Source organism: Streptomyces sp. 4N509B (assembly GCF_052245655.1).
Classification (GTDB): Bacteria; Actinomycetota; Actinomycetes; order Streptomycetales; family Streptomycetaceae; genus Streptomyces.
The window spans coordinates 97,896-118,281 of record NZ_JBQQBZ010000018.1 but is presented as its reverse complement, the minus strand read 5'-3'; the positions used below and the strand labels follow the sequence as shown (position 1 = coordinate 118,281).

At 73.6% G+C, this 20,386-nt stretch carries 14 protein-coding genes and 1 pseudogene; 11 read left to right on the top strand and 4 right to left on the bottom strand.

All coding sequences use genetic code 11. The annotated features are described in order from the left end of the window. The first annotated feature begins 46 nt into the window (after positions 1 to 46). Genes ACTWP5_RS18115 through ACTWP5_RS18105 form a run of 3 tightly spaced genes read left to right on the top strand, consistent with a single transcriptional unit; the run spans position 47 to position 2,924 of the window. Complete coding sequence (locus ACTWP5_RS18115) at positions 47 to 1,180, top strand: NAD(P) transhydrogenase subunit alpha (RefSeq protein ID WP_443222021.1); 1,134 nt, start codon at positions 47 to 49, stop codon at positions 1,178 to 1,180. Continuing rightward, positions 1,177 to 1,512 carry an NAD(P) transhydrogenase subunit alpha gene (locus ACTWP5_RS18110; RefSeq protein WP_443222020.1) on the top strand — a complete coding sequence of 112 codons (336 nt, stop codon included), beginning with the start codon at positions 1,177 to 1,179 and terminating at the stop codon, positions 1,510 to 1,512. Before ACTWP5_RS18115 ends, ACTWP5_RS18110 begins: the two co-directional genes overlap by 4 nt. Continuing rightward, complete coding sequence (locus ACTWP5_RS18105) at positions 1,509 to 2,924, top strand: NAD(P)(+) transhydrogenase (Re/Si-specific) subunit beta (RefSeq protein ID WP_443222019.1); 1,416 nt, start codon at positions 1,509 to 1,511, stop codon at positions 2,922 to 2,924. Before ACTWP5_RS18110 ends, ACTWP5_RS18105 begins: the two co-directional genes overlap by 4 nt. A gap of 66 nt (positions 2,925 to 2,990) precedes the next feature. Here the strand turns inward: ACTWP5_RS18105 and ACTWP5_RS18100 are convergent, their stop codons facing one another. After that, entirely contained in the window at positions 2,991 to 6,110 is a 3,120-nt protein-coding gene (locus tag ACTWP5_RS18100; protein ID WP_443222018.1) for a glycosyl hydrolase 115 family protein, read from the bottom strand. Positions 6,111 to 6,854: 744 nt separating this feature from the next. Here ACTWP5_RS18100 and ACTWP5_RS18095 point away from each other — a divergent pair. Then, the gene (locus ACTWP5_RS18095) at positions 6,855 to 7,757 is read left to right on the top strand and encodes a glutathione S-transferase C-terminal domain-containing protein (protein ID WP_443222017.1); all 903 of its coding nucleotides are present in this window, start codon (positions 6,855 to 6,857) and stop codon (positions 7,755 to 7,757) included. 54 nt (positions 7,758 to 7,811) lie between these two features. Here ACTWP5_RS18095 and ACTWP5_RS18090 read toward each other — a convergent pair whose 3' ends face one another. Then, a complete protein-coding gene (locus ACTWP5_RS18090) occupies positions 7,812 to 9,257 on the bottom strand; it encodes a sulfatase-like hydrolase/transferase (RefSeq protein WP_443222016.1) in 1,446 nt (481 codons plus the stop codon). Between the two features lie 135 nt (positions 9,258 to 9,392). On the opposite strand from ACTWP5_RS18090, the pseudogene ACTWP5_RS18085 reads away from it, so the two are divergent. Continuing rightward, positions 9,393 to 10,472 (top strand): annotated as a pseudogene (locus tag ACTWP5_RS18085) (glycoside hydrolase family 43 protein); the annotation flags it as partial. A 49-nt stretch (positions 10,473 to 10,521) separates the two neighbouring features. Here ACTWP5_RS18085 and ACTWP5_RS18080 read toward each other — a convergent pair. After that, entirely contained in the window at positions 10,522 to 14,364 is a 3,843-nt protein-coding gene (locus ACTWP5_RS18080; protein ID WP_443222015.1) for a S8 family serine peptidase, read from the bottom strand. 164 nt (positions 14,365 to 14,528) lie between these two features. On the opposite strand from ACTWP5_RS18080, the gene ACTWP5_RS18075 reads away from it, so the two are divergent. The 5 genes from ACTWP5_RS18075 to ACTWP5_RS18055 all read left to right on the top strand — a co-directional run bounded on the left by ACTWP5_RS18075 (position 14,529) and on the right by ACTWP5_RS18055 (position 17,954). Beyond that, positions 14,529 to 15,530: a helix-turn-helix domain-containing protein gene (locus ACTWP5_RS18075; RefSeq protein ID WP_443222037.1), complete on the top strand. Its 1,002-nt coding sequence runs from the start codon at positions 14,529 to 14,531 to the stop codon at positions 15,528 to 15,530. Positions 15,531 to 15,758: 228 nt separating this feature from the next. Continuing rightward, positions 15,759 to 16,925, top strand: a complete 1,167-nt coding sequence (locus tag ACTWP5_RS18070) for a helix-turn-helix transcriptional regulator (RefSeq protein ID WP_443222014.1) — start codon at positions 15,759 to 15,761, stop codon at positions 16,923 to 16,925. A gap of 110 nt (positions 16,926 to 17,035) precedes the next feature. Continuing rightward, complete coding sequence (locus tag ACTWP5_RS18065) at positions 17,036 to 17,482, top strand: hypothetical protein (protein WP_443222013.1); 447 nt, start codon at positions 17,036 to 17,038, stop codon at positions 17,480 to 17,482. Beyond that, positions 17,479 to 17,685 carry a hypothetical protein gene (locus tag ACTWP5_RS18060; protein ID WP_443222012.1) on the top strand — a complete coding sequence of 69 codons (207 nt, stop codon included), beginning with the start codon at positions 17,479 to 17,481 and terminating at the stop codon, positions 17,683 to 17,685. Before ACTWP5_RS18065 ends, ACTWP5_RS18060 begins: the two co-directional genes overlap by 4 nt. Next, a complete protein-coding gene (locus ACTWP5_RS18055; RefSeq protein WP_443222011.1) occupies positions 17,682 to 17,954 on the top strand; it encodes a hypothetical protein in 273 nt (90 codons plus the stop codon). Before ACTWP5_RS18060 ends, ACTWP5_RS18055 begins: the two co-directional genes overlap by 4 nt. Before the next feature lie 282 nt (positions 17,955 to 18,236). Here ACTWP5_RS18055 and ACTWP5_RS18050 read toward each other — a convergent pair whose 3' ends face one another. Next, positions 18,237 to 18,479, bottom strand: a complete 243-nt coding sequence (locus ACTWP5_RS18050) for a DUF2630 family protein (RefSeq protein ID WP_443222010.1) — start codon at positions 18,477 to 18,479, stop codon at positions 18,237 to 18,239. A gap of 201 nt (positions 18,480 to 18,680) precedes the next feature. Between ACTWP5_RS18050 and ACTWP5_RS18045 the strand changes: the two genes are divergently transcribed. Continuing rightward, positions 18,681 to 20,327 (top strand): cellulase family glycosylhydrolase, encoded by a 1,647-nt coding sequence (locus tag ACTWP5_RS18045; protein WP_443222009.1) that lies wholly within the window; start codon positions 18,681 to 18,683, stop codon positions 20,325 to 20,327. Positions 20,328 to 20,386 lie beyond the last annotated feature (59 nt).

The following is a 20,386-nucleotide window of genomic DNA, read 5'->3' as shown; positions in this document are numbered from 1 at the left end:
GCGCCGGCGTGCGAACCACGCCGCGCCCATGTGAGGAGGACCGACCATGGCGGAGACGATCGCCGGTGTCATCCGGGAACGAGCCCCGGCGGAACACCGGGTGGCCCTGGTCCCCGAGGCCGTGGCGCGGCTGCGCCCGGCCGGGGTCGAGGTGCTGGTGGAGGCCGGGGCCGGCGAGGCGGCCTGGTGTCCCGACGAGGCGTACGAGGAGGCCGGCGCCGCCGTCGTGCCCCGCGCCGAGCTCTACCGCCGCGCCGACGTGCTGCTGTGCGTGGGCCCGCCCGACGAGAGCGCGCTGGCGCACCTGCGCGAGGGGCAGACCCTGATCGGCATGCTGGAGCCGCGCGCCAACCCCGACGCCGTCGCGGCCTGGGCCGAGCGCGGCGTCACCGCCGTCAGCCTCGACCTGCTGCCCCGCACCCTCAGCCGCGCCCAGTCCATGGACGCGCTCACCTCGCAGGCGAACATCGCCGGGTACCGCGCCGTGCTGGTCGCCGCCGCCGCGTACCCCCGGTACTTCCCGATGCTCACCACGGCCGCCGGCACCGCCCCGCCGGCGCAGGTGCTGGTGCTGGGCACCGGCGTCGCGGGCCTTCAGGCCATCGCCACCTCCCGGCGCCTGGGCGCCGTGGTCTCCGCCTACGACGTCCGCCCCGAGGCGAGGGACGAGGTCGCCTCCCTCGGCGCCCGCTTCCTCGACGTGCCGGGGATCTCCTCGGGCTCGGGCGAGGGCGGGTACGCGCGCGCCCTGCGCGCCGAGGAGGAGCAGCTCCAGCAGCGGACGATGGAGGAGTACATCGGCCGCAGCGACGTCGTCATCACCACCGCCCGCGTCCCGGGACGGCGGCCCCCCGTGCTGGTGACGAAGGCGGCGCTCGACGGCATGCGTCCCGGCTCCGTCGTCGTCGACATGGCCGCCGGCCCGCTCGGCGGCAACGTCGAGCTCTCCCGCCCCGAGACCACCGAGGTGCTGCCCGGCGGCGTCACGCTCATCGGCGCGGGCAACCTCCCCTCCACCATGGCCACCGCCGCCTCCACCGCGTACGCCCGCAACGTCACGGCCCTGCTGACCCACCTGCTCAGCGAGGGCACCGTCCGCGTCGATCTCGACGACGAGATCCAGGACGCCGTCGTCGTCACCCACGACTGCGCCGTCCGCGCCCCGGGAGGGCCCGCATGAACCTCGACCTGCTCACCGCCGTCACGATCTTCGCCCTCAGCGTCCTCGTCGGCTACGAGGTGATCAGCAAGGTCCCCGCGACCCTGCACACCCCGCTGATGTCCGGCGCCAACTCCATCCACGGCGTCGTCCTCATCGGCGCCATGCTCATCACCGCCAGCGCCGACAGCCCGGTCGAGTACGTCATCGCCTTCGTGGCGGTCGCCTTCGGCGCGATGAACGTCGTCGGCGGATACGCCGTCACCGACCGGATGCTCGACATGTTCCGCGCCCGCCCCGCCGCGCGGCAGCCGGCCGACCAGACCACCCCGGGGAACGGAGGCGCCAGGTGAGCACCACCGAGACCACCGCCCGCTACGTGCTGCTGGCCGCCGCCTGCTGCTTCGTCGTCGGCCTGCACCTGATGAACTCCCCGGCCACCGCCCGGCGTGGCAACACGCTCTCCGCCGCCGCCATGGCCGCGGCCGTGGCCGCCACCGCCGCGCTGCTGATCGACGGCGACGCGATCACCACCACCGGCTGGATCGTGCTGCTGACCGCGACGGCCCTCGGCTCCGCCGCCGGGCTCTACGCCGCCCGCACCGTCCAGATGACCGCCATGCCCCAGCTGGTCAGCCTCTTCAACGCGGTCGGCGGCGGCGCCGCGGCGCTGCTCGCCGTCGACCACCTGATCCAGGTCCACGACCCCGGCGCGCTCGCGGCCCGCTTCACCCTCCCGGGGGCGCTGGACATCGTCATCGGCGCGGTCACCTTCTCGGGATCGCTGGTGGCCGCCGGCAAGCTCCAGGGCGTGGTGCCGGGACGCCCGATCGTCTTCCGCGGCGCCCGCGCGGTCAACGTGGCGCTGGCCGTGGCGTTCGTCGGCTCCGGCGCCTGGCTGGTGGCCGACCCCGGCAGCACCGCCGCGCTGCTCGTGCTGCTGGCGGCGGGCCTGGCGTTCGGCGTCACGATGGTGCTGCCGATCGGCGGCGCGGACATGCCCGTCGTCATCTCGCTGCTCAACGCCTTCACCGGCACCGCCGTGGCCATGGCCGGCTTCGTGCTCGACGAGCCCGCGCTGATCATCGCCGGCGCCCTGGTCGGCGCGTCCGGCGCGATCCTCACCAAGCTGATGGCCGACGCGATGAACCGCTCCATCCCCGCGATCATCGTCGGCGGCTTCGGCACGGGCGACGAGGCGGCGGCGGCCGTCACCGCCGAGGGCGGCGCCCAGATCCGTTCGGTGACCGCCGACGACGTGGCGATCCAGCTCGCCTACGCCGACCGGGTCATCGTCGTGCCCGGGTACGGGCTGGCCGCCGCCCAGGCCCAGCACGAGCTCGGCGAGCTCGCCGAGCTGCTGACCGAGCGCGGCGTGGCCGTGAGCTACGCGATCCACCCCGTGGCCGGCCGCATGCCGGGCCACATGAACGTGCTGCTGGCCGAGGCCAACGTGCCCTACCCGCAGCTGCGCGAGATGGAGGACATCAACCCCGAGTTCCCGCAGGCCGACGTGGCCCTCGTGATCGGCGCCAACGACGTCACCAACCCGGCCGCCCGCCGGCCGGGGAACGCGATCTCCGGCATGCCGATCCTCGACGTGGACCGCGCCCGCAGCGTCGTCGTCGTCAAGCGCTCCATGGGCCACGGCTACGCGGGCATCGACAACGAGCTGTACACCGGGCCACGGACCGGGATGCTCTTCGCCGACGCCAAGCGCGCCCTCGCGGAGCTGACCGCGGCGGTCCGCACCTTCGTGCGCTGAGGGCCGTCTCCCCCGGCGCACCGGGTGCGGACCGCCGAGGCCGTCGCGCGGCGGGCGGTCAGGCCCTCACCGTCCGAGGCGCAGGCTCTCGGGCGGGCCGAGGTAGCTCGGCCGCAGGCCGCCGGTGTCCACCACGAGCTTCTGGAGGACGACGGTCGGGTCCACCATCCAGAACCTCAGCACGTGGCGGCCCGGCTCCGCGATCGTGTGGCGGGTGACCGTCAGGTTGACGTTCTCGGAGGTGTTCCGCTCCCACTGCCGGTTCATGGTGGTGTCGTTGGCGCCGGTCACGGCCGTGACGTTCACCGTCTGCGGTGCGTCGTCGTCGAACGAGACGGCGTACCGCAGGCCCTCGTTCGGCAGCGTGTTGTTGCGGGGCGAGAGGTACGCCAGCACCTGCACCTCGCCGGCCGTGAACAGCGTCATCTCGTACTCCAGGCGCGGCCCGCGCCCGGCCGCGACGCTCGGCGAGGTCACCGGGAAGGGCGTCATGCCGTCGCCGGTGCGGCCGAGGTCGGGGATGCGGGTCCAGCGCACCCCGGCGACGGAGGTGGCCCTGCGGTAGTGCGCGGCCTCCATCGAGACGTAGCCGCCGGCCTCGACGAAGCCGTGCAGGTGGCGCCGCGACACCTCCGGGTTGTCCACCACGGCCCGCACCTCGACGCTCGCGCCGCCGGGCCCGGTGACGGTGATCGGCACGATGGTGGTGCCCTTCGGGGCCCGGTCGAAGTCGACCCGCACCACGGCCCGCACCTGTGGCGTGCGCTCGTCCAGCCGCCCGGTGGCGTCCTCGACCCGCACCCAGTCCTCGGCCGGCTCGACGCGGTAGTCGAACGCGGCCGTGCCGCGCCGGAAGACCTCCACGTACTGCTCGGGCGCCGTCTGGTACGGGCTGAAGGCGGGCAGCTCCGCCACCGTGTCGGCGGCGGGCCACCACAGCTCGGAGCCGTCGATCGCGACGCCCATCTCCGGTCCCTCGGGCAGCTCGACGCGGCGCACGGGCGGGAAGACCTCGTCGGGGAGCGCGACGTGGTTCGGGGTCTGCGGCTGCTGCCAGCCCGCGTCGGGGCCGTAGCGCTCGACGTCGCCGTAGCCGATCTTCGGCTGGGTCTGGAAGCCCTGCCACTTCCCGTCGGCCAGGGTGTGGTTGTAGTAGTCCGACATGGCCTGGTCGTCGGCGAAGCGCGCGTCGGTCGCGTCGGCCAGGTCGTTGGCGGCGGCGCGGCCCTGGTCGGCGTAGTGGAGGTTGGTGAACTCCGCCAGCCGCAGCGCGTACAGGTTCGCCGTGGCCTCCACCTGGTACTGCACCAGCTGGTAGTAGGCGTCGTGGTAGGCCTCGGGCAGCTCGTGCCTGATCCGTTCGGCCTCGGCGTCCAGCAGCTCCCACTCGCCGGTGACGGTCTCGATCTCGCGGTAGTTGACGAGGCTGTAGGGGCTGGCCTGGTCGTCGTAGAGCACGGCGGAGGAGTCGGTGGCCGGGTCCTTGGCGGGGTCGAGGGTGATGCGCCGGTTGAGCAGCTCGGGCTTGCGGCGGGCCTGGAGCACGCCGTAGGTGTGCAGCACCTCGGCGATGGCGTCGGCGTGCTGCGGGCCGAAGCTCTGCTCGGCGTACTGCCGCTCCCACTCGCCGAGCCGGTCGATGGTCCACCGGTGCGGGTCCCAGGCGTAGTCGAGGAAGAACTGGACGGGCATCTCCTCGGCCTTCATGTCGCCGCAGTTCACCACCCACAGGCGGTCGACGCCGTAGGAGTAGGCCAGGTGCAGCTGCTCCCAGGTGGAGGCGAGGTTGACGGTGTCGACCCACTTGTAGTTCCGGCCGCCGCCGACGTAGTCGAAGTGGTAGTACATGCCGTAGCCGCCGGGGCGCTCCTCCATCGACAGGTCGGGGAGCTTGCGCAGGTTGCCCCAGTTGTCGTCGCAGAGGATGACGGTGACGTCCTCGGGGGGCCTCAGGCCCCGGTCCCAGTACCGCTGGACCTCCTTGTAGAGGGTGAAGACCTGCGGGACGTCGGTGATGTCGCCGCCGAACTCCTCGGTCAGGATCTCCCGCTGGGTGGAGATGATCTCCTGCATCAGCTCGATGCCGTCGCCGTCGGGCAGGCTGGTGTCGCCGTTGCCGCGCATGCCGAGGGTGACCACGCCCTCGAAGCCCTCGTCGGCCATGCGGCGGGCGCCGTCGCGCCAGTACGCCCGGATGGCGTCGGCGTTGCGGACGAAGCTCCACTCGCCGGTGCCGCCGTAGGCGTCGGGGTGGCGGTTCCACTCCTCGATGCCGCGCATCATGGGCGCCTCGTGGGAGGTGCCCATGACGATGCCGTAGAGCGTCGCGGTGGCGTGGTTCTCGGGGTCGTCCTCGGCGAAGGCGCGGCCCCAGACGGCGGGCCACAGGTAGTTGGCCTTCAGCCGCAGCATGGCCTCGAAGACCTTGGCGAAGAACTCCTTGTTGAAGCCGTTCTCGAAGCCGGGGGCGTGTCCGGGGCCGAAGAACGCCGGGGCCCAGGTGCCGAGGGCCGGGTTCTCGTCGTTGATGAAGATGCCGCGGTACCGCACCGCCGGGGTGCCCTGGGTGTAGCGGCCGGGGAGGGCGTAGAGCGCGGGGTGGCGCGGGGCGGGGACGTCGTCCCACCAGTACCACGGGGAGACGCCCATCTGGCGGGACGCCTCGTACACGCCGAAGATCGTGCCGCGCTGGTCGCTGCCGGCGATGACGAACGCGCGCCGCACGCCGGGGAGCGGGTCGCGCACGAGCTGCTGACGGGTGGTCTCCCAGCGGCCGGCGATGCCCTCGACGTCGAGCTTTCCGGATTCGACGAGCCGGTCGATCAGCGGGCTCGCGCCGATGGTGCCGACGATGACGACCTCGTCGACGCCGCCGGGGACCTGGTCCTGGGAGACCTCGGGCCGTATGCCGGTCACCCGTTCGATGTCGGCCTGGAGGTCGCCCACCACCCGCACCACGCCGGGGTGGTCGGTGGAGCTGACGACGATCGGGGTGGCCCTGCCGCCGCCGGCGAGGCGGAGGCTGCCGGGCTGCCACGAGGTGGACAGGAAGACGCTGCGTCTGCGTTCCTGACGGCTCGGCCGGGCGGCGGAGGTGGGGGAGGCGGCGGTGGCCGAGGCGGTGCTCACGGTGGTGGCGGCGACGGTGGCGGGCAGGAGGCTCAGGAAGGTGCGGCGGCTCGTCATGGTGGGTTCGCTCCCGGCGGCGGGCTGACCGATAATTTCCGGAACGATTCCGGAAGATGTCGCGGAAGGCTAATGAGCGGACATGGCCAGGTCAATACCTCTGTTAGCCCAGGATTTCCGGGTTTCACGTGGGCAACACCCCGGAGTGCGGAGTGGCCAGGTCAGCGAGCGCTTTCCGAAAATCTTTCACACGGTGACGGCCCGTCAGTCGGTTGTTTCGGAAGACCCGCGTGGCGGGAATGCGCCCCCCGTGCCTCCGTGCCCACCTCATGGCACGTCGCACACGCCGTGGTGACCCTTGACCACGCAGGACGGCGGTCGGACAATCCGACCGAGCCCTCTTCGAGGTGACTCGTGACGGACTGACTCCGGGACGGACCTTCCGACGGGCCTTGGGCCAGACCGGACGGTACGCACGGGAACGATGGGATGGGTGGGACGTCATGACAGGCGCGAACGGAGAGGCGGCCAGTCGAGCCGTGCCCCCCGTCGCGCCCCGGCTCCGCCTGTTGACCTCCCGGCGGCACATCGACCTGCTGCGCGTGTGCAGCGCCATCAGTTCACGAGGCTGACCCCGGGCGCCAGGGCCGTGGGAACGCTCGTTCCCCTTAGGCCGGTCCGGCCCGTTCCCGCCACGCTCGGCTGGTTCCGGTCGTTCTGAGCCGACCTCAGCGGCCCCGCCCCGCTTCCCTGTCTGTCTCCCGACTCCGTTCCTTGCCTCTCGTGTCCTGTCCGGGGAGAGTCATGTCAGCCACGTCGTCGAACACGCCTCACGCCTTCCGGGGCCGCATCGGCCGCGACGCCCGCGGCGGCTTCCACGCGGCGCCCCATCGCTTCCACCTCTACCTGACGCTGTCCTGTCCGCACTGTCTGCGAATCGCGATCGCCTACGACCTGCTCCGCCTCCACGACCGCGTCCGGCTCACCCTGCTCCCGCCGGTCCCCGACCCCACCGGCGGATACGCCGTGCTGCGGACCGCCTACGAGGCGACGGAGCACCGCGTCGCCGGCCCCGCCGTCGCCCCCGCCCTCGTCGACACCTGGACCGGACGCGTCGTCAGCAACCACGCCCCCGACATCCTGGCCGACCTCGCCACCCACTTCGGCGACGACGGCCCTCGTCTCTTCCCCGACGCCCTCGACGAGGACATCGCCATGGTCGCCGAGCTGTGCGAGCACGGCATCGTCGCCGCGGCGCAGCGGGCGGGCCAGCCCGCGAGCCACGCGCCGCTGCCCAGCGACCCCGACCCCTTCGGCGACCACCGGGGCAGGCAGCGGGCCCTCGACACGCTGCTGACGGTGCTGTGCGCGCTCGAGGACCGCCTGGCGCGCGGCCACGCCTACCTGCTCGGACACTCCCTGACGGCCGCCGACCTGCACCTGTGGGTCACCCTCGTCGAGCTCGACACGGTGCACCGCTGGCACCTCGACGTCGACGCGGTGCACCGCGTGGCCGGGCACCGGCAGCTGTGGGCGTACGCCCACCGGATGCTCGTCGAGCCCGCGTTCCGCCGCCGGCTGCGCGTCGCCGACATCACCGCCCGCCACCGGCACGTCTGTCGTGGGCAGGAGGCGGCCGGCGCCGCCGTGCAGATCATCGACTGGACCACCTCGGGGGTGCCGAGCCCCGCCCCCCACCACCGCTGACGCCTCACCGGTGGCCGGACCACCGGTGACGGGCCATCGTCACGTCACCGGTTCTCAACCCGGGCTGCCGTTCCGCCGCGCCTGGTGGCCGAACGGCAGCCCGTCCCACGGCAGCTCGCGCGCCTCGGCGTCGACCCGCCGCTGGAGGCGGGCCGGCAGCACGGGAGCCGGCAGCACCTCGGCCGGCTCCTCGCCGGCCCGCGTAAGCCACGCCAGCAGCGCCTCCCGCAGCCGGTCGGCGACCTGCCGGTGGGAGTCGAGACCGGCGAGGTTGTCCAGCTCGTACGGGTCGGTGTGCAGGTCGTACAGCTCGCTCTCGACGTACCGCCGCGCCCGGGGGTCGTCCCACGGGTCCGCCTCGCCCTCCGGCGCGGTCACCACGTACTTCCACCGCTCACTCCGCAGCGCCCGCCCCACCTGCGACTCGCTGATCTGCACGAAGACCTCCGCGGGACGGCCCGGGTCCCTCCCGCCGCCGAGCAGCGGCAGGAACGAGCGCCCCTGCACGTCGTCGGGCACCGGCAGCCCCGCCGCGTCCAGCAGCGTCGGCACCAGGTCCAGCGTGCTCACCGGATGCCGCACGAGACCGCCACCCGTGAAGCGGCCGCCGGTCAGCGCCAGCGGCACCCGCACCGAGGCGTCGTGCGCCGAGCGCTTGTACTCGTCGTTGCGGGTCCTGAAGTGCGAGCCGTGGTCCGCGGTGTAGGCCACGATCGTGTCCTCCTCCAGCTCCAGGCTGCGCAGCGCGTCCCGCAGCCGCCCCAGGCCCTCGTCCACGCGCCGGATCTGGCCCAGGTACCCGCCGAGGTGGCGCAGGGCCCCGCCCTCCCTCGCGGCCGGGCTCAACGCCGCGAGGTCGGGCGGCAGCCAGCGCCCCTCGTACCGCTCGCGGTAGCCGGCGGGCGCCGGATAGTCGTCGGTGGCGTTCTGGTGGTGCGGCTCCAGCAGCGACAGGAAGAGCAGGAACGGCCGGTCGTGGTGGTCGGCGACGAACCGGATCGCCGCGTCCACCAGCGCGTCCGAGCGGTACCCGGGCAGCCGGACCGGCTCGCCCTCCTCGTCGTACAGCACCGTGCGGTACGCGTCGGAGGTGAACTCCAGCAGCTCGCTGGCCAGCCAGCGCTCGTAGCCGGCCCGCCGCTCGGGCGGCACCGGGCCCGCGCCCTCGCCCGGCTGCTGCCCCGCCAGGTGCCACTTGCCGAGGTACCCGGTGACGTACCCGGCCTCGGCGAACGACCGCGCCAGCGTCGTCCCCTCGGCGGGCAGCGGCAGCCCGTTGCGGTACACCCCCGTCGTCGTCGGCCATCGGCCGGTCTGCAACGCCGCCCGTGCCGGCGCGCACACCGGCTGCGGCGTCACCGCGCACTCCACGTGGGTGCCGGCACGGGCCATGGCGTCGAACTCGGGGGTCACGCCGGCGGAGCACCCACCCACCCCGGTGGTGTCCCAGCGCTGCTGGTCGGTCAGGACGACGAGGACGTTCGGCTTGCGGCTGTTCATGGGTGCATTGTCCCAAGAGTCCCTCCCGTTTCACCGGTCGCGTCGCTCTCTTGACGTGGCCACGCCGTGATCCGACACTCACCACGTCGCTCACCGTCCTCGTCGCCACCGCCCCCCACCGACAGGAGACCGCCGATGCGACGCACCCGATGGCGTGGCAGGACCCTGCTGGCCCTCGCCGCGCTGCTGCTGACCGCCACCACCGCCCCCCACGCCGAGGCCCGCCCGAACCAGCCGACGCGGCCGGCCGAGACGGCCCGACCGGCGCAGCAGGAATACGCCGGATACCTCTTCACGTACTTCACCGGCGAGGGCACCGCCGACGGCGAACAGGTCTACTTCGCCCTGAGCGAGGGCAACGACCCCCTGCACTGGCGGGAGCTGAACGGCGGCGCGCCCGTGCTGCGCTCGGGCGTCGGCGAGCAGGGCGTGCGCGACCCGTTCGTCATCCGCTCGCCCGAGAACGACCGCTTCTACCTCATCGCCACCGACCTGCGCATCCACGGCGACGGCGACTGGGACGGCGCGCAGCGCCACGGCAGCCGGTCGATCGTCGTCTGGGAGTCGACCGACCTCGTCACCTGGACCTCGCCCCGGCTGGCACGGGTCTCGCCCGACACCGCGGGCAACACCTGGGCGCCGGAGGCGTACTACGACGCGGAGCGCGGCGCCTACGTCGTCTTCTGGGCCTCCAAGATCTACGCGGAGGACGACCCCGGCCACACCGGCAGCACCCACAACCGCATGATGTACGCCACCACCACCGACTTCGTCACCTTCAGCGAGGCCCGCGTGTGGCACGACCCGGGCCACTCCGTGATCGACTCCACCGTCATCCGCGAGGGCGACACCTACTACCGCTTCACCAAGGACGAGCGCTCCCGCGGCGGCGACGCGCCCTGCGGGAAGTACGTCACCGCCGAGTCCGCCACCGACCTGCTGTCCCCCTCCTACGAGGTGATTGCCGACTGCCTGGGCTCGGGCGTCATCAGCCAGGGCGAGGGCCCGACCGTCTTCCGCTCGAACACCGAGGAGAAGTGGTACCTGTTCATCGACGAGTTCGGCGGGCGCGGCTACGTGCCGTTCGAGTCCACCGACCTCGACTCGGGTCGGTGGACCGTCTCCTCCGGCTACGACCTGCCCGCGAGCCCCCGCCACGGGACCGTCCTGCCGCTGACGCGGGAGGAGTACGACCGCCTGGCGGCGGCCTACCCGTAGCGGGGGCCCGGGTCGGGCCCGCGAACGGAACGCGGGGCCAGGGGCGTCAGTCGAGGTCCGCGTAGGCCCGCGTCACGGTCTGCCGGACCTCGTTGCCCGCCGCGTCGCTCGCGGTGACCCGCAGCGTCACGTACGCGTCGCCCCGCACGTCGCGCGGCCGTTCGATCGTGGCCTCGAACGCGGTGCCCTCGCCGCCGACGGGACGCAGCCGCACCGCCGGGGAGAAGCTCTCCCCGTCGTCGTAGGAGGCCTCGACCCGTACCTCGACACCCTCGGGGGGCGCCAGCCCGTCCTGGTGACGGACGCTCACCCCGAGGGTGTGCCGCCCGCCCGCGTCCACCGCGTTGTCCAGGCCGGCGCGGAGGGCGTAGTCGAGCTGGAGCAGCGGCAGCGGCGCCGCCTCGGACGTGGCCTCGGAGGTGAAGCTCCAGGAGGTGTCGGTCCGGGTGCCGAACGTCCAGTCCGCGTTCGAGCGGCTGGTGGTGAGGTCGAAGCGGTACGCGGCCTCGCCCGCCGGCACCTCGAAGGAGCCGAAGCCGCCGTCGGACGCCCCGAGGTGCTCGCCCTCCCGGTACAGCGCGCCGTCGGCCGTGCCGCCCGAGGACCACTGCCCGGCCGCCGCGCCCGCGTCGGCGAACTCCGGGACCCGCAGCGTCATCATGTTCCCCGCGCGCTCGCTGACCAGCTGGCCGCCGGCCGGGATCGCCGGCCGCACGACGGCTCCGAGCCACTCCTGCGTCACCCGCTGCCCCACCTCGTAGGACCGCGGCCGGTCGCGCATCGCCGCCCCGTCCACCGGCGCGTCGACCAGCCACGGCATGGTGTAGTGCACGAACCGCTGCCACACGGCCTCGCCCGTGGTGCCCGGCGCGCCGGTGCTCACGTACTCGGTGCGCTCCCACGCGGAGGGCGCCCAGACCGGCGGGCCGACGACCGTCGTGTCCTGGTAGGGCCGCCAGGCGACCCGGTGCGTGGGCAGCTGGTCGGTCGCGCCCAGCCGCGCGTAGGACGTCCTCACGCGGGCGGTGTTGTCCTCGGTGACGGTGTGCACCACCCGTTCGGGGATGTGGCCCCGGGAGACCTGGAGCACGTCGTAGGCGTAGGAGCCGCGGGCGTCGCCGGTGAACTCCACCGTCGTCCGCCGCTGCGCGATCCGCTCCAGCAGCGCCGCCCCGTGCGCGGCCGTGACGCGCGCGATCGGCGTGGCGTAGCGGTCGCCGTTCGGGTGCCAGGGGGTGACGGCGGAGCCGTCGTCGTCCCGCACCAGGAGCAGCGCGGCCACCCCGGCCTCGGCGGCCTGTTCGGCCAGGTCCCACAGGAACCCCTCGCCGCGCAGCACCGCGAGCCGGCCCTCCGCCCGGCTGAAGTCGGGCTCCTCCACGCTGCCCGCGTCGACGGCCACCAGCGTCTGTCGCAGCCGCCCCGGGGCCATCAGGGGCGAGTACGAGGAGTAGTACGGGTCGAGCGCGAGGTCCCGCGCGCCGGGGACGCGGGCGTCCAGCAGGGGCGCGGCCAGGTGCCAGCGGGAGGCGAACTCGAAGCTGCCCTCGGTCACCGGCTCGGTGGGGGAGACCCACAGCCGCGCCCCGTGCGGGTACTGCACGGTGTTCAGGAACGCGTGCCCGTCGAGCTCCCGGTGGAGCTGGAAGACGAGCCAGCCGCGGTAGTCGGTGGGGCGCGGGGTGCGGATCTCCACCGGGGTGGCCACGCGCAGGTCCAGGGTGACGGCCGTGTCCTCGGTGACCCGCACCTCGGGCAGCACCGCCATCCGGTACTGGGGCAGCTCGTCCTCGCCCATGTGCTGGCCGAACTCGCGGCCGAGGTACGTGCCCTCCGGCACCTCGGCCGACACCCTCCCCGGGCCCTCGCGGCGGAAGCTCACGAAGCCGGCCGGCCCCCAGAACAGCGGCATCGCCCAGGTGACCGGCTCCCCGTCGGGGCCGGTGATCGTCACGTCGAGGCGGTGGGAGGGCGGCTGGACGACGAGGCTCACCGTGGTGTGCGCCACCACCTCGCCGTCGTCCGTCGTGGCGGTCACGTAGCCGTAGTACGCGCCGTGCGGGACGCCCGTCGGGTCGGCCGTGAGCGGCACCTCGGCGGTCTTCCCCGGCTCCACGGTCACCTCGGCGGCCGCCAGGCTGACCGCGCCCTCGGGGAGCGGCTCGCCGTCGTCCGTCGTCAGGGAGGCGGCGAGCCGCAGCGTCACGGGCTCGTCGACGGTGTTGGTGTACCGCAGCGTCTCCGTCTCGGCCTGCCCGGCGCCGTCGCCGGTCTCGAACGGGCCGAGCGCCACCGTGCCGCTGGCCACCAAGGGCCCGGCCAGGGCCGCCGCCACGTCCAGGCGCCCGCCGCCCTGCTCGGTGACGGCCGCGCCGTCCACCGTGTGGGCGGTGCTGACCAGCGCGGACTTCAGCAGCTCGGCGTCCCACTCGGGGTGGGCCTGCGCGAGCAGCACGGCCGCGCCCGCCACGTGCGGCGTCGCCATCGAGGTGCCGGAGGCGGCCGTGTACAGGGCGTCGACGGGCGTGCCCATGGAGGTGCCGGCCGCGCGGGCCGCGACGATGCCGACGCCCGGCGCGGTGAGGTCCGGCTTGACGGCCGCGTCGCCGTAGCGCGGGCCGCGGCTGGAGAACGGCGCGAGGACGTCCTCGCGGTCCACGGCGCCGACGGTCAGGGCCGCGTCGGCGGCGGCGGGGGAGCCGATCGTGCCCTCGCCGGCCGCGCCGTTGTTGCCCGCCGCCACGACGAACAGGGTGTCGGTGGACGCGGTCAGCTCGTTGACCGCGAGGCTGAGCGGGTCGGTGCCGTCGCTCGGCTCGTCGGAGCCGAGGCTCATGGTGACGACGTCCGAGCCCTGTTCGGCCGCCCACTCCATGCCGGCGATGACCTGAGAGGTGGAGCCGGACCCGGTGTCACCGAGCACCTTGCCCACGAGCACCTCGGCGCCGGGCGCCATGCCCTGGCGGCCACCCTCGCCGCCCGCGCCGGTGCCGGCCACGGTCGCGGCCACGTGGGTGCCGTGCCCGACGGCGTCGTGCGTGCCGCCGCTCCCGGTGAAGTCCTCGGCGGCGGTGATCCGCCCCGCCAGGTCGGGGTGCTCGGGGTCGGCGCCGGTGTCGAGGACGGCGACCCTCACGCCGCTGCCGTCGAGCCCGGCTTCCCAGGCGGCGGGGGCGTTGACCTGCCCGGTGCTGCGGTCCAGCTGGGCGGAGACCGGGGCGTCCAGCCACAGCCGGGGCGTCGCGCCGAGGTTCCGGGCGCTCGGCCGGGCCGGCGCGTGAAGCGCCTCCCAGAAGTCCCCGAGGTCCTCGTCGTCGACCGCCATGGACGTCGCGCCGATGCTCTCCAACGAGAAGGAGGGCGCCTCGGTGTCGCGCAGCGAGGCGAGGGCGTCCACCGAGTCCTCGGCCGCGGCGGCCGAGACGCCCTCGGGGTGGAAGACCAGCAGCGGCAGCGCGTCGGCGTGGGCGGTGTCGAGGCCCCGCTCGACCAGGCCCGTCACGTCGAACAGCGCCGGGTCGATGTGGCCGGCCACGAACAGCGGCTCCACGTCGGAGGGGAGCACCGTGAGGGCGCCGTCGTGGTCGATGGTCTGGAACGCCAGACCGTCGCGGCCCTCGCCCGGCGTGACGGACACCGTGCGCCGTCCGTCGGCGGTGCTCGTCACCGTCACCGTGTCGCCGGTCACCAGCCGCACCGTGTCGGTCCGTCCGGTGGGGACGGGGGCGCCGTGGGTGTGTGCGGCGCCCCCGACGCCGGTGGCGTCGGCCGCCTCGGCGAGGGCGGCGGGGGACGCGACGGCCACGCCCGCCGCCAGTGTCCCCGTTGTCATCGCGGCGGCCAGCCGTGTCCGCCACGCTCTGCGGTGCCCGCTCCTCGACCGTTCCATCAGCGGCTGTCCTTTCCTCCCGCCCGTGGTCAGGGCGGGCATGGCAAGGATCGGGGCACGCGGCGGGCGGTGTCACGGTATTCCCGTTGTCGCAGTGGCGACATGTCACTAACGTGCCACCACGACGGTCCTGTGTCGGCCGGGACCTTGCGGAGGTGAGACGGGTGCTCCAGGCCGCCGGTCTCACGACGGAGGAGGAGCGGGTCTACCGGCACCTGGTGTCGGTGGAGTCGGCCCCCGCCGCCGACGTCGCCGCGCGCACCGGGCTCGCCGCCGCCGACACCGAGCGGCTGCTGGCGGGCCTCGAACGCCGGGGTCTGGTCAGCCGTGCCGACGGTGACGCCGACGCCGACGTCTTCGCCGCCAACCCGCCCGACGTGGCGCTGCTGCCCCGCCTGCAACGACAGGAACGCGAACTGGAGCAGGCGCGCTCGGTGCTGACCGAGCTTCTGGAGACGTACCGGGGCACGCGCCGCCGCCACGACGCCGGCCAGCTCATCGAGCTCGTCACGGGCACCGCCGCGCTCCGCCACTACGTGTGGCAGCTCCAGGCGGGCGCACGCTCGGAGATGATGTGGTTCTGCAAAGCCCAGTACGTGGCCATGCCGTCGAGCGACAACGACGCCGAGTTCGACGCCCTCGCGCGGGGGGTGCGCTACCGGGTGGTCTACGAACGGGACTACTTCGAGGATCCCGGCTCCGTCGACAGCCTCGTCGCCGGCGTCCGCGCGGGGGAGCACGCGCGGTCCGTGCCCGCCCTGCCGCTGCGGATGGCCGTCGCCGACCGGGAGGTCGCCGTCTGCCCCCTGGTGCCGGGCGGCCCCAGCGGCAGCCCGCAGGAGCCGACGGCGGCCGTGGTCCGCGCCAGCAGCCTGCTGGACGCGCTGATCGCGCTCTTCGAGAGCTACTGGGAGACCGCGGTGCCGCTGCGCGTCACCCACGACGGCGCCCTGACCGGGACGGAGGGCGAGACCGAGAGCCTGTCCGCGACCGACCGGCAGCTGCTGTCCCTGCTGGTGGCGGGCGTCGCGGACAAGGCCATCGCGACCCAGCTCCAGATATCCCGCCGCACGGTCCAGCGCCGCGTCCAGCACCTCATGGACCTGACGGGTGCGGCCACCCGCATGCAACTCGCGTGGCAGGCCGCCCGCCGCGGCCTGGTCTGAGGCGCGTCCCGGGCCCGTGGGGGTCCGGCCCGACGGCCGACCCGGTGGGGGGTGAGCTGTCCCCGGGGCCGCGCTCGGTCGGCACCCCAGGCCCAGGATGCCACCGCGTGGGACGCGGCCGGAATCGAACACACGACGGCCCACCGAAGCGGGGCCGAAGCTGTCCCCTCAGCGGCGGGCGGGGGTTACCGTTCCGATAGGACGTCAGAACGACGGGAGTAGTCTGCGATGGCAGCATCACTCGGCGACAGGCTGCGGGAAGCGCGGAAGCGCCGCGGCCTGACCCAGAAGGACCTCGCGACCGCGGCCGAGGTCTCTGTCTCCCTCATCCGCAAGCTGGAGCAGGGCGAGTTGCGGGACACGCGCATGGAGACGGCGCACCGCCTGGCTGCCGCACTGCGCATCCCCACGACCCGGCTCATCAACCGATCCGAACTCCCGCCACCCGACCCCCACGCGGGAGAGACGTGGCGCGCCGTCCAGGACGCGGTCGAGCAGCCACCTCGCCCCGCGGGCGACGAGCCACCCACGGTCGAGGGCCTGAGCCCGCTTCTCCAGGAGGCGCGGACGGCGTACTTCGCCGACCGGATCGAGGAACTGCCCGGGCTGCTGCCGTCCCTCCTCCGTGACGCGGACGCGCTCGGCGGCGACCATGACGCCCGTCTTCTGAGGGCCCGGATACTGCACCTGACGGCGACCGTGCTCGTGCAGGTGCGTGCGTTCCCCGCGGCTGAGGCGGCTCTTTCGCGGGCCGAGGACGACGCGCCGGACGGCGTGACCCGGGCGGCGCTCGTGGGAACGCGGTGCTGGCTGCTGCTGCGGCAGGGTCACCTCTCGCCCGCGCGGGAGTTGGCCACCCGGTGGGCGGACGAGACCGAGCCGTCCCGGGTCTCGCGCTCGACCGCTGACGAACTCGCCACGTGGGGTTGGACGCTGCTGGAGTTGGCGTCAGCGGCCGTGAGGGACAACCGCCCGGGAGAGGCGGCGGACGCGCTTCGCCTGGCGCGGGCCGCGGCGGTCATGACCGGACGTGAACTGCCCGAGGGTCCGCGCATGAACCGGTGGGGGCCCTCCATCGTGGCGTACAAGTCCGCCGAGTACGCCTCGATCCGTGACAAGCCCGAGCGAGTGCTGGCGCTCGCGGGAGGTCTCCCGGACGGTCCGAGCACGGACAGCAACACCAACAGGCATCGGCTCGACGTGGCCCACGCCTACGTGAAGACGCGGCAACCGGACGAGGCGATGGCGGTCCTTCTCGGGATCCACTCGGCCGCGCCGCAGTGGCTGTCCCATCAGCAGTACGCGCGGGATGTGCTCGGGACGCTGATCGAGCGCCGTCGCACGCTGACGCCTCAGATGCGTGAACTGGCCGACGCGATCAGGCTTCCCCTCTGACTGACACTTCGTCCTGACGCTCCGTCGAACTGCCATGGTCGGAGGGTCACATGATGCGTAGCGTCTTCAGGTAACGACGGTCCGTGTGTGAGTCGTCACTGGAGTCGATCATGCCTGAACACCCCGCGTCCGCGGCGCCCGCCGCCCCCTCCCTGCCCGTGTGGCTGCCGCCCGTGGACGTCCCGGCGCGCCGCGTGGCGGCGGGTAGATGGTGGGACGCCGTGCGCGTCGCCGAGGCGGTGGGCGCCGCCGCGTTGGAGGCGTTGGCGGGCCGGTCGGGGCCGGTGGTCGGCGACCGCCGTGACGGCGTCTACGCATGGTTCGTCAGGCCCGGTGCGGCGGACGGCTGGCGGGAGTGCCTGCCGGTCGAGGTGTACGGCGTGGCCTGCCGCCTGCTGGTGCCCTCGCTCGGCGCCGGCCACGGGCGGTGGGTGGAGTGGGTGGTCAGGCCGGAGCCCGGCTGGGACGCCCTGACCGACGCGCGGGAGCTGCGCGACGCCCTGACCGCCACCGCACGCCAGGCCGTGGGCGGTCCGCGTCCGGAGCCGGGACGGTGAGCGCGGTGGTGCCGTTCTGCGGCTGGTGCTTCACGACGCTCGGCGCCCTCGTCACGGTCGGGTTCGTCGAGGTGAACTCCGGGCCCGGCTGGTACCGCCACGCCTGCGCGGCGTGCGTCGCGCACCACGGGATCGTGCCGGCGGACGAGCAGCCCGACGGTTGGCGTGGCGAGGTCACCTACCGGGCGGGGACGGCGAGGTGAGGGGCGGTGAGGGTCTGCGGTGGGTGGACGGCCACCCCTGGTACGGGCGGCAGGTCGTTCATCCACGGACCGGCCGGACCGGGCGGCTGGGCCTGGTGATCGAGCACCTGGTCCGTGACGACCTCGGGCGCGAGCGGGTGGTCTGGTCGGAGGCCCACATGCGGCCCCTCGACGGGTCGGGGCGCGAGTGGCGTGCCGACCTCGACGACCTCAGGCGCGTCGACGAGCCGGGCCCCGCCGAGCGGGGCGTGGTGGGTGGCCCCGGCTGACACCGCTGACACGTAGAGAATCCCGGCCGCCCCCGGCGGCCGGGTACGTCCCCCGACCGGACCAGCCCCGAGCGGCCCAGCGGCGCTCCCCCAGCCTGGCAGCTGGGAGGTGCCCCCAGTCGCTCCCGCCCCGGTCCGCCTCTTCACTGAGGTGCCGCACCGCGGTGAGGGACACCCCCGCCCACCCCGGGACCGCTGATTCACACCCACACCCCGGGGTGGGCGGACCACCAAGACCCCCGCGTCGGCCGCCCCTCGGCCGCCGACGGCCGGCCGTCGGGCTCAGCCCTCGTACCCCTCCACCTCGCCCGGCGGGCGGACCGCCGCGGCGTCCGGGTTCTCGCCGAACTCGCTGCGGGCCCGGCGCTGCCGCAGCAGGTCCCAGCACTGGTCGAGCCGGACCTCCAGCTCGGTGAGCCGGACGCGCTCGTCCGGCGTCAGGCCCTGCCCGGTGGCGCGGTCGCGCAGCACGCGCTCCTCCGCCACCAGTTGGTCGACCTCCCGCAGGATGTCCCTGTCCTCCATGCCGGGTCCTTCCTGCCGGTCCTGCCAGGTTGTCCTACCGGGTGTTCCCTCCCGCAGCCTATGCCGGCCGCGGCCCGCCGGCATCCGGGGCCGGGGCTGCGCGACGTCTTGACGTGTCAGGGACATGGTGCGTTGATGGGAGCGCTCCCGCGCGAAGTTTCGTCAGATGACTAAGTTTCTACCTCACAGCATGGAGTCGCAGTGAGAAAACGGAGAAAACTGGCCGCCCTCCTCGCGGGACTGGCCACCCTCCTCGGCCTCGTCGGCCTCGGAAGCCTGGCCTCCACCGCCCAGGCGCAGCCGCCCAGCGCCGCCGCCACCGGCATCCACATCAGCGACGGGCGGGTGCTCGAAGCCAACGGCAACGACTTCGTCATGCGCGGGGTCAACCACGCCCACACCTGGTACACCCACCAGACGCAGTCGTTCGCCGACATCAAGGAGTTCGGCGCCAACACCGTCCGCGTCGTCCTCGGCAGCGGCCAGCGCTGGGGGCCGGACAGCCCCGAGAGCGTCGCCAACGTCATCGAGCTGTGCAAGGCCAACCGCATGATCTGCGTGCTGGAGGTCCACGACACCACCGGCTACGGCGAGGAGGCGACGGCCGCCTCGCTGGACCAGGCCGTCGACTACTGGATCGGCCTGAAGGACGTCCTCGTCGGCCAGGAGGACTACGTCATCATCAACATCGGTAACGAGCCCTGGGGCAACACCAACCCCGAGGGCTGGACCGAGCCGACCATCGCCGCCATCGGGAAGATGCGCGACGCGGGCTTCGAGCACACGATCATGATCGACGCGCCGAACTGGGGCCAGGACTGGCAGAACGTCATGCGCACCAACGCGCAGACCGTCTACGAGGCGGACCCCACCGGCAACCTGCTCTTCTCGATCCACATGTACAGCGTCTACCAGGACGCCGCGACCATCACCAGCTACCTGAGCTCGTTCGTCGACGCCGGGCTGCCGATCGTCATCGGCGAGTTCGGCGGGCCCGCCGACCAGTGGGGCGACCCGGACGAGGACAGCATGATGGCCGCCGCCGAGGCGCTCGACATCGGCTACCTGGCCTGGTCCTGGAGCGGCAACACCGACCCCATCCTCGACCTGGTCCTGAACTTCGACCCGACGCAGATCACCGCCTGGGGCGAGCGCATCTTCAACGGCCCCAACGGCATCGCCCAGACCGCGGTCGAGGCCACCATCTTCGGCGGCGGCTCCGACGACACCGAGGCGCCGACCGCGCCCGGCGCCCCGAGCGCCTCCGCCGTGACGGCCGACTCCGCGGCCCTGAGCTGGTCCGCCGCCACCGACAACGTCCGCGTCACCGGCTACGACGTCGTCAGCGTCGGCCAGGACGGCGAGGAGACGATCGTCGCCAGCTCCACCACCCCCTCGGCCACCGTCACCGGCCTGACCGCCGAGACCGACTACACCTTCGCCGTCTACGCCCGCGACGCCGCCGGCAACCGCTCCGAGCGCTCGCCCACCGTGGCCGTCACCACGGGCGAGGGCAGCACGCCGGGCGGCACCTGCGCCGTCGGCTACCGGGTGGTCAACGACTGGGGCAGCGGCTTCCAGGGCGAGATCACGATCCGCAACACCGGTGACGAGACCATCAGTGGCTGGTCCCTGGCCTTCGCCTTCCCCGACGGCCAGACCATCACCAACATGTGGGGCGGCACGCCCAGCCAGAACGGGGCCGACGTGACCGTCAACGCCGCGTCCTACACCAGCACCATCCCGGCCGACGGCTCGGTCTCCGTCGGCTTCACCGCGAACCGGGGCGCCAGCAACGACGCCCCGACCGCGTTCACCCTCAGCGGCAGCGCCTGCGCCGTCGCCTGACGGGCCTGACGCCCCCCGGCCACCAGGGGGGCGCATCCCCCGCCCGTCGGCGGAGTCAC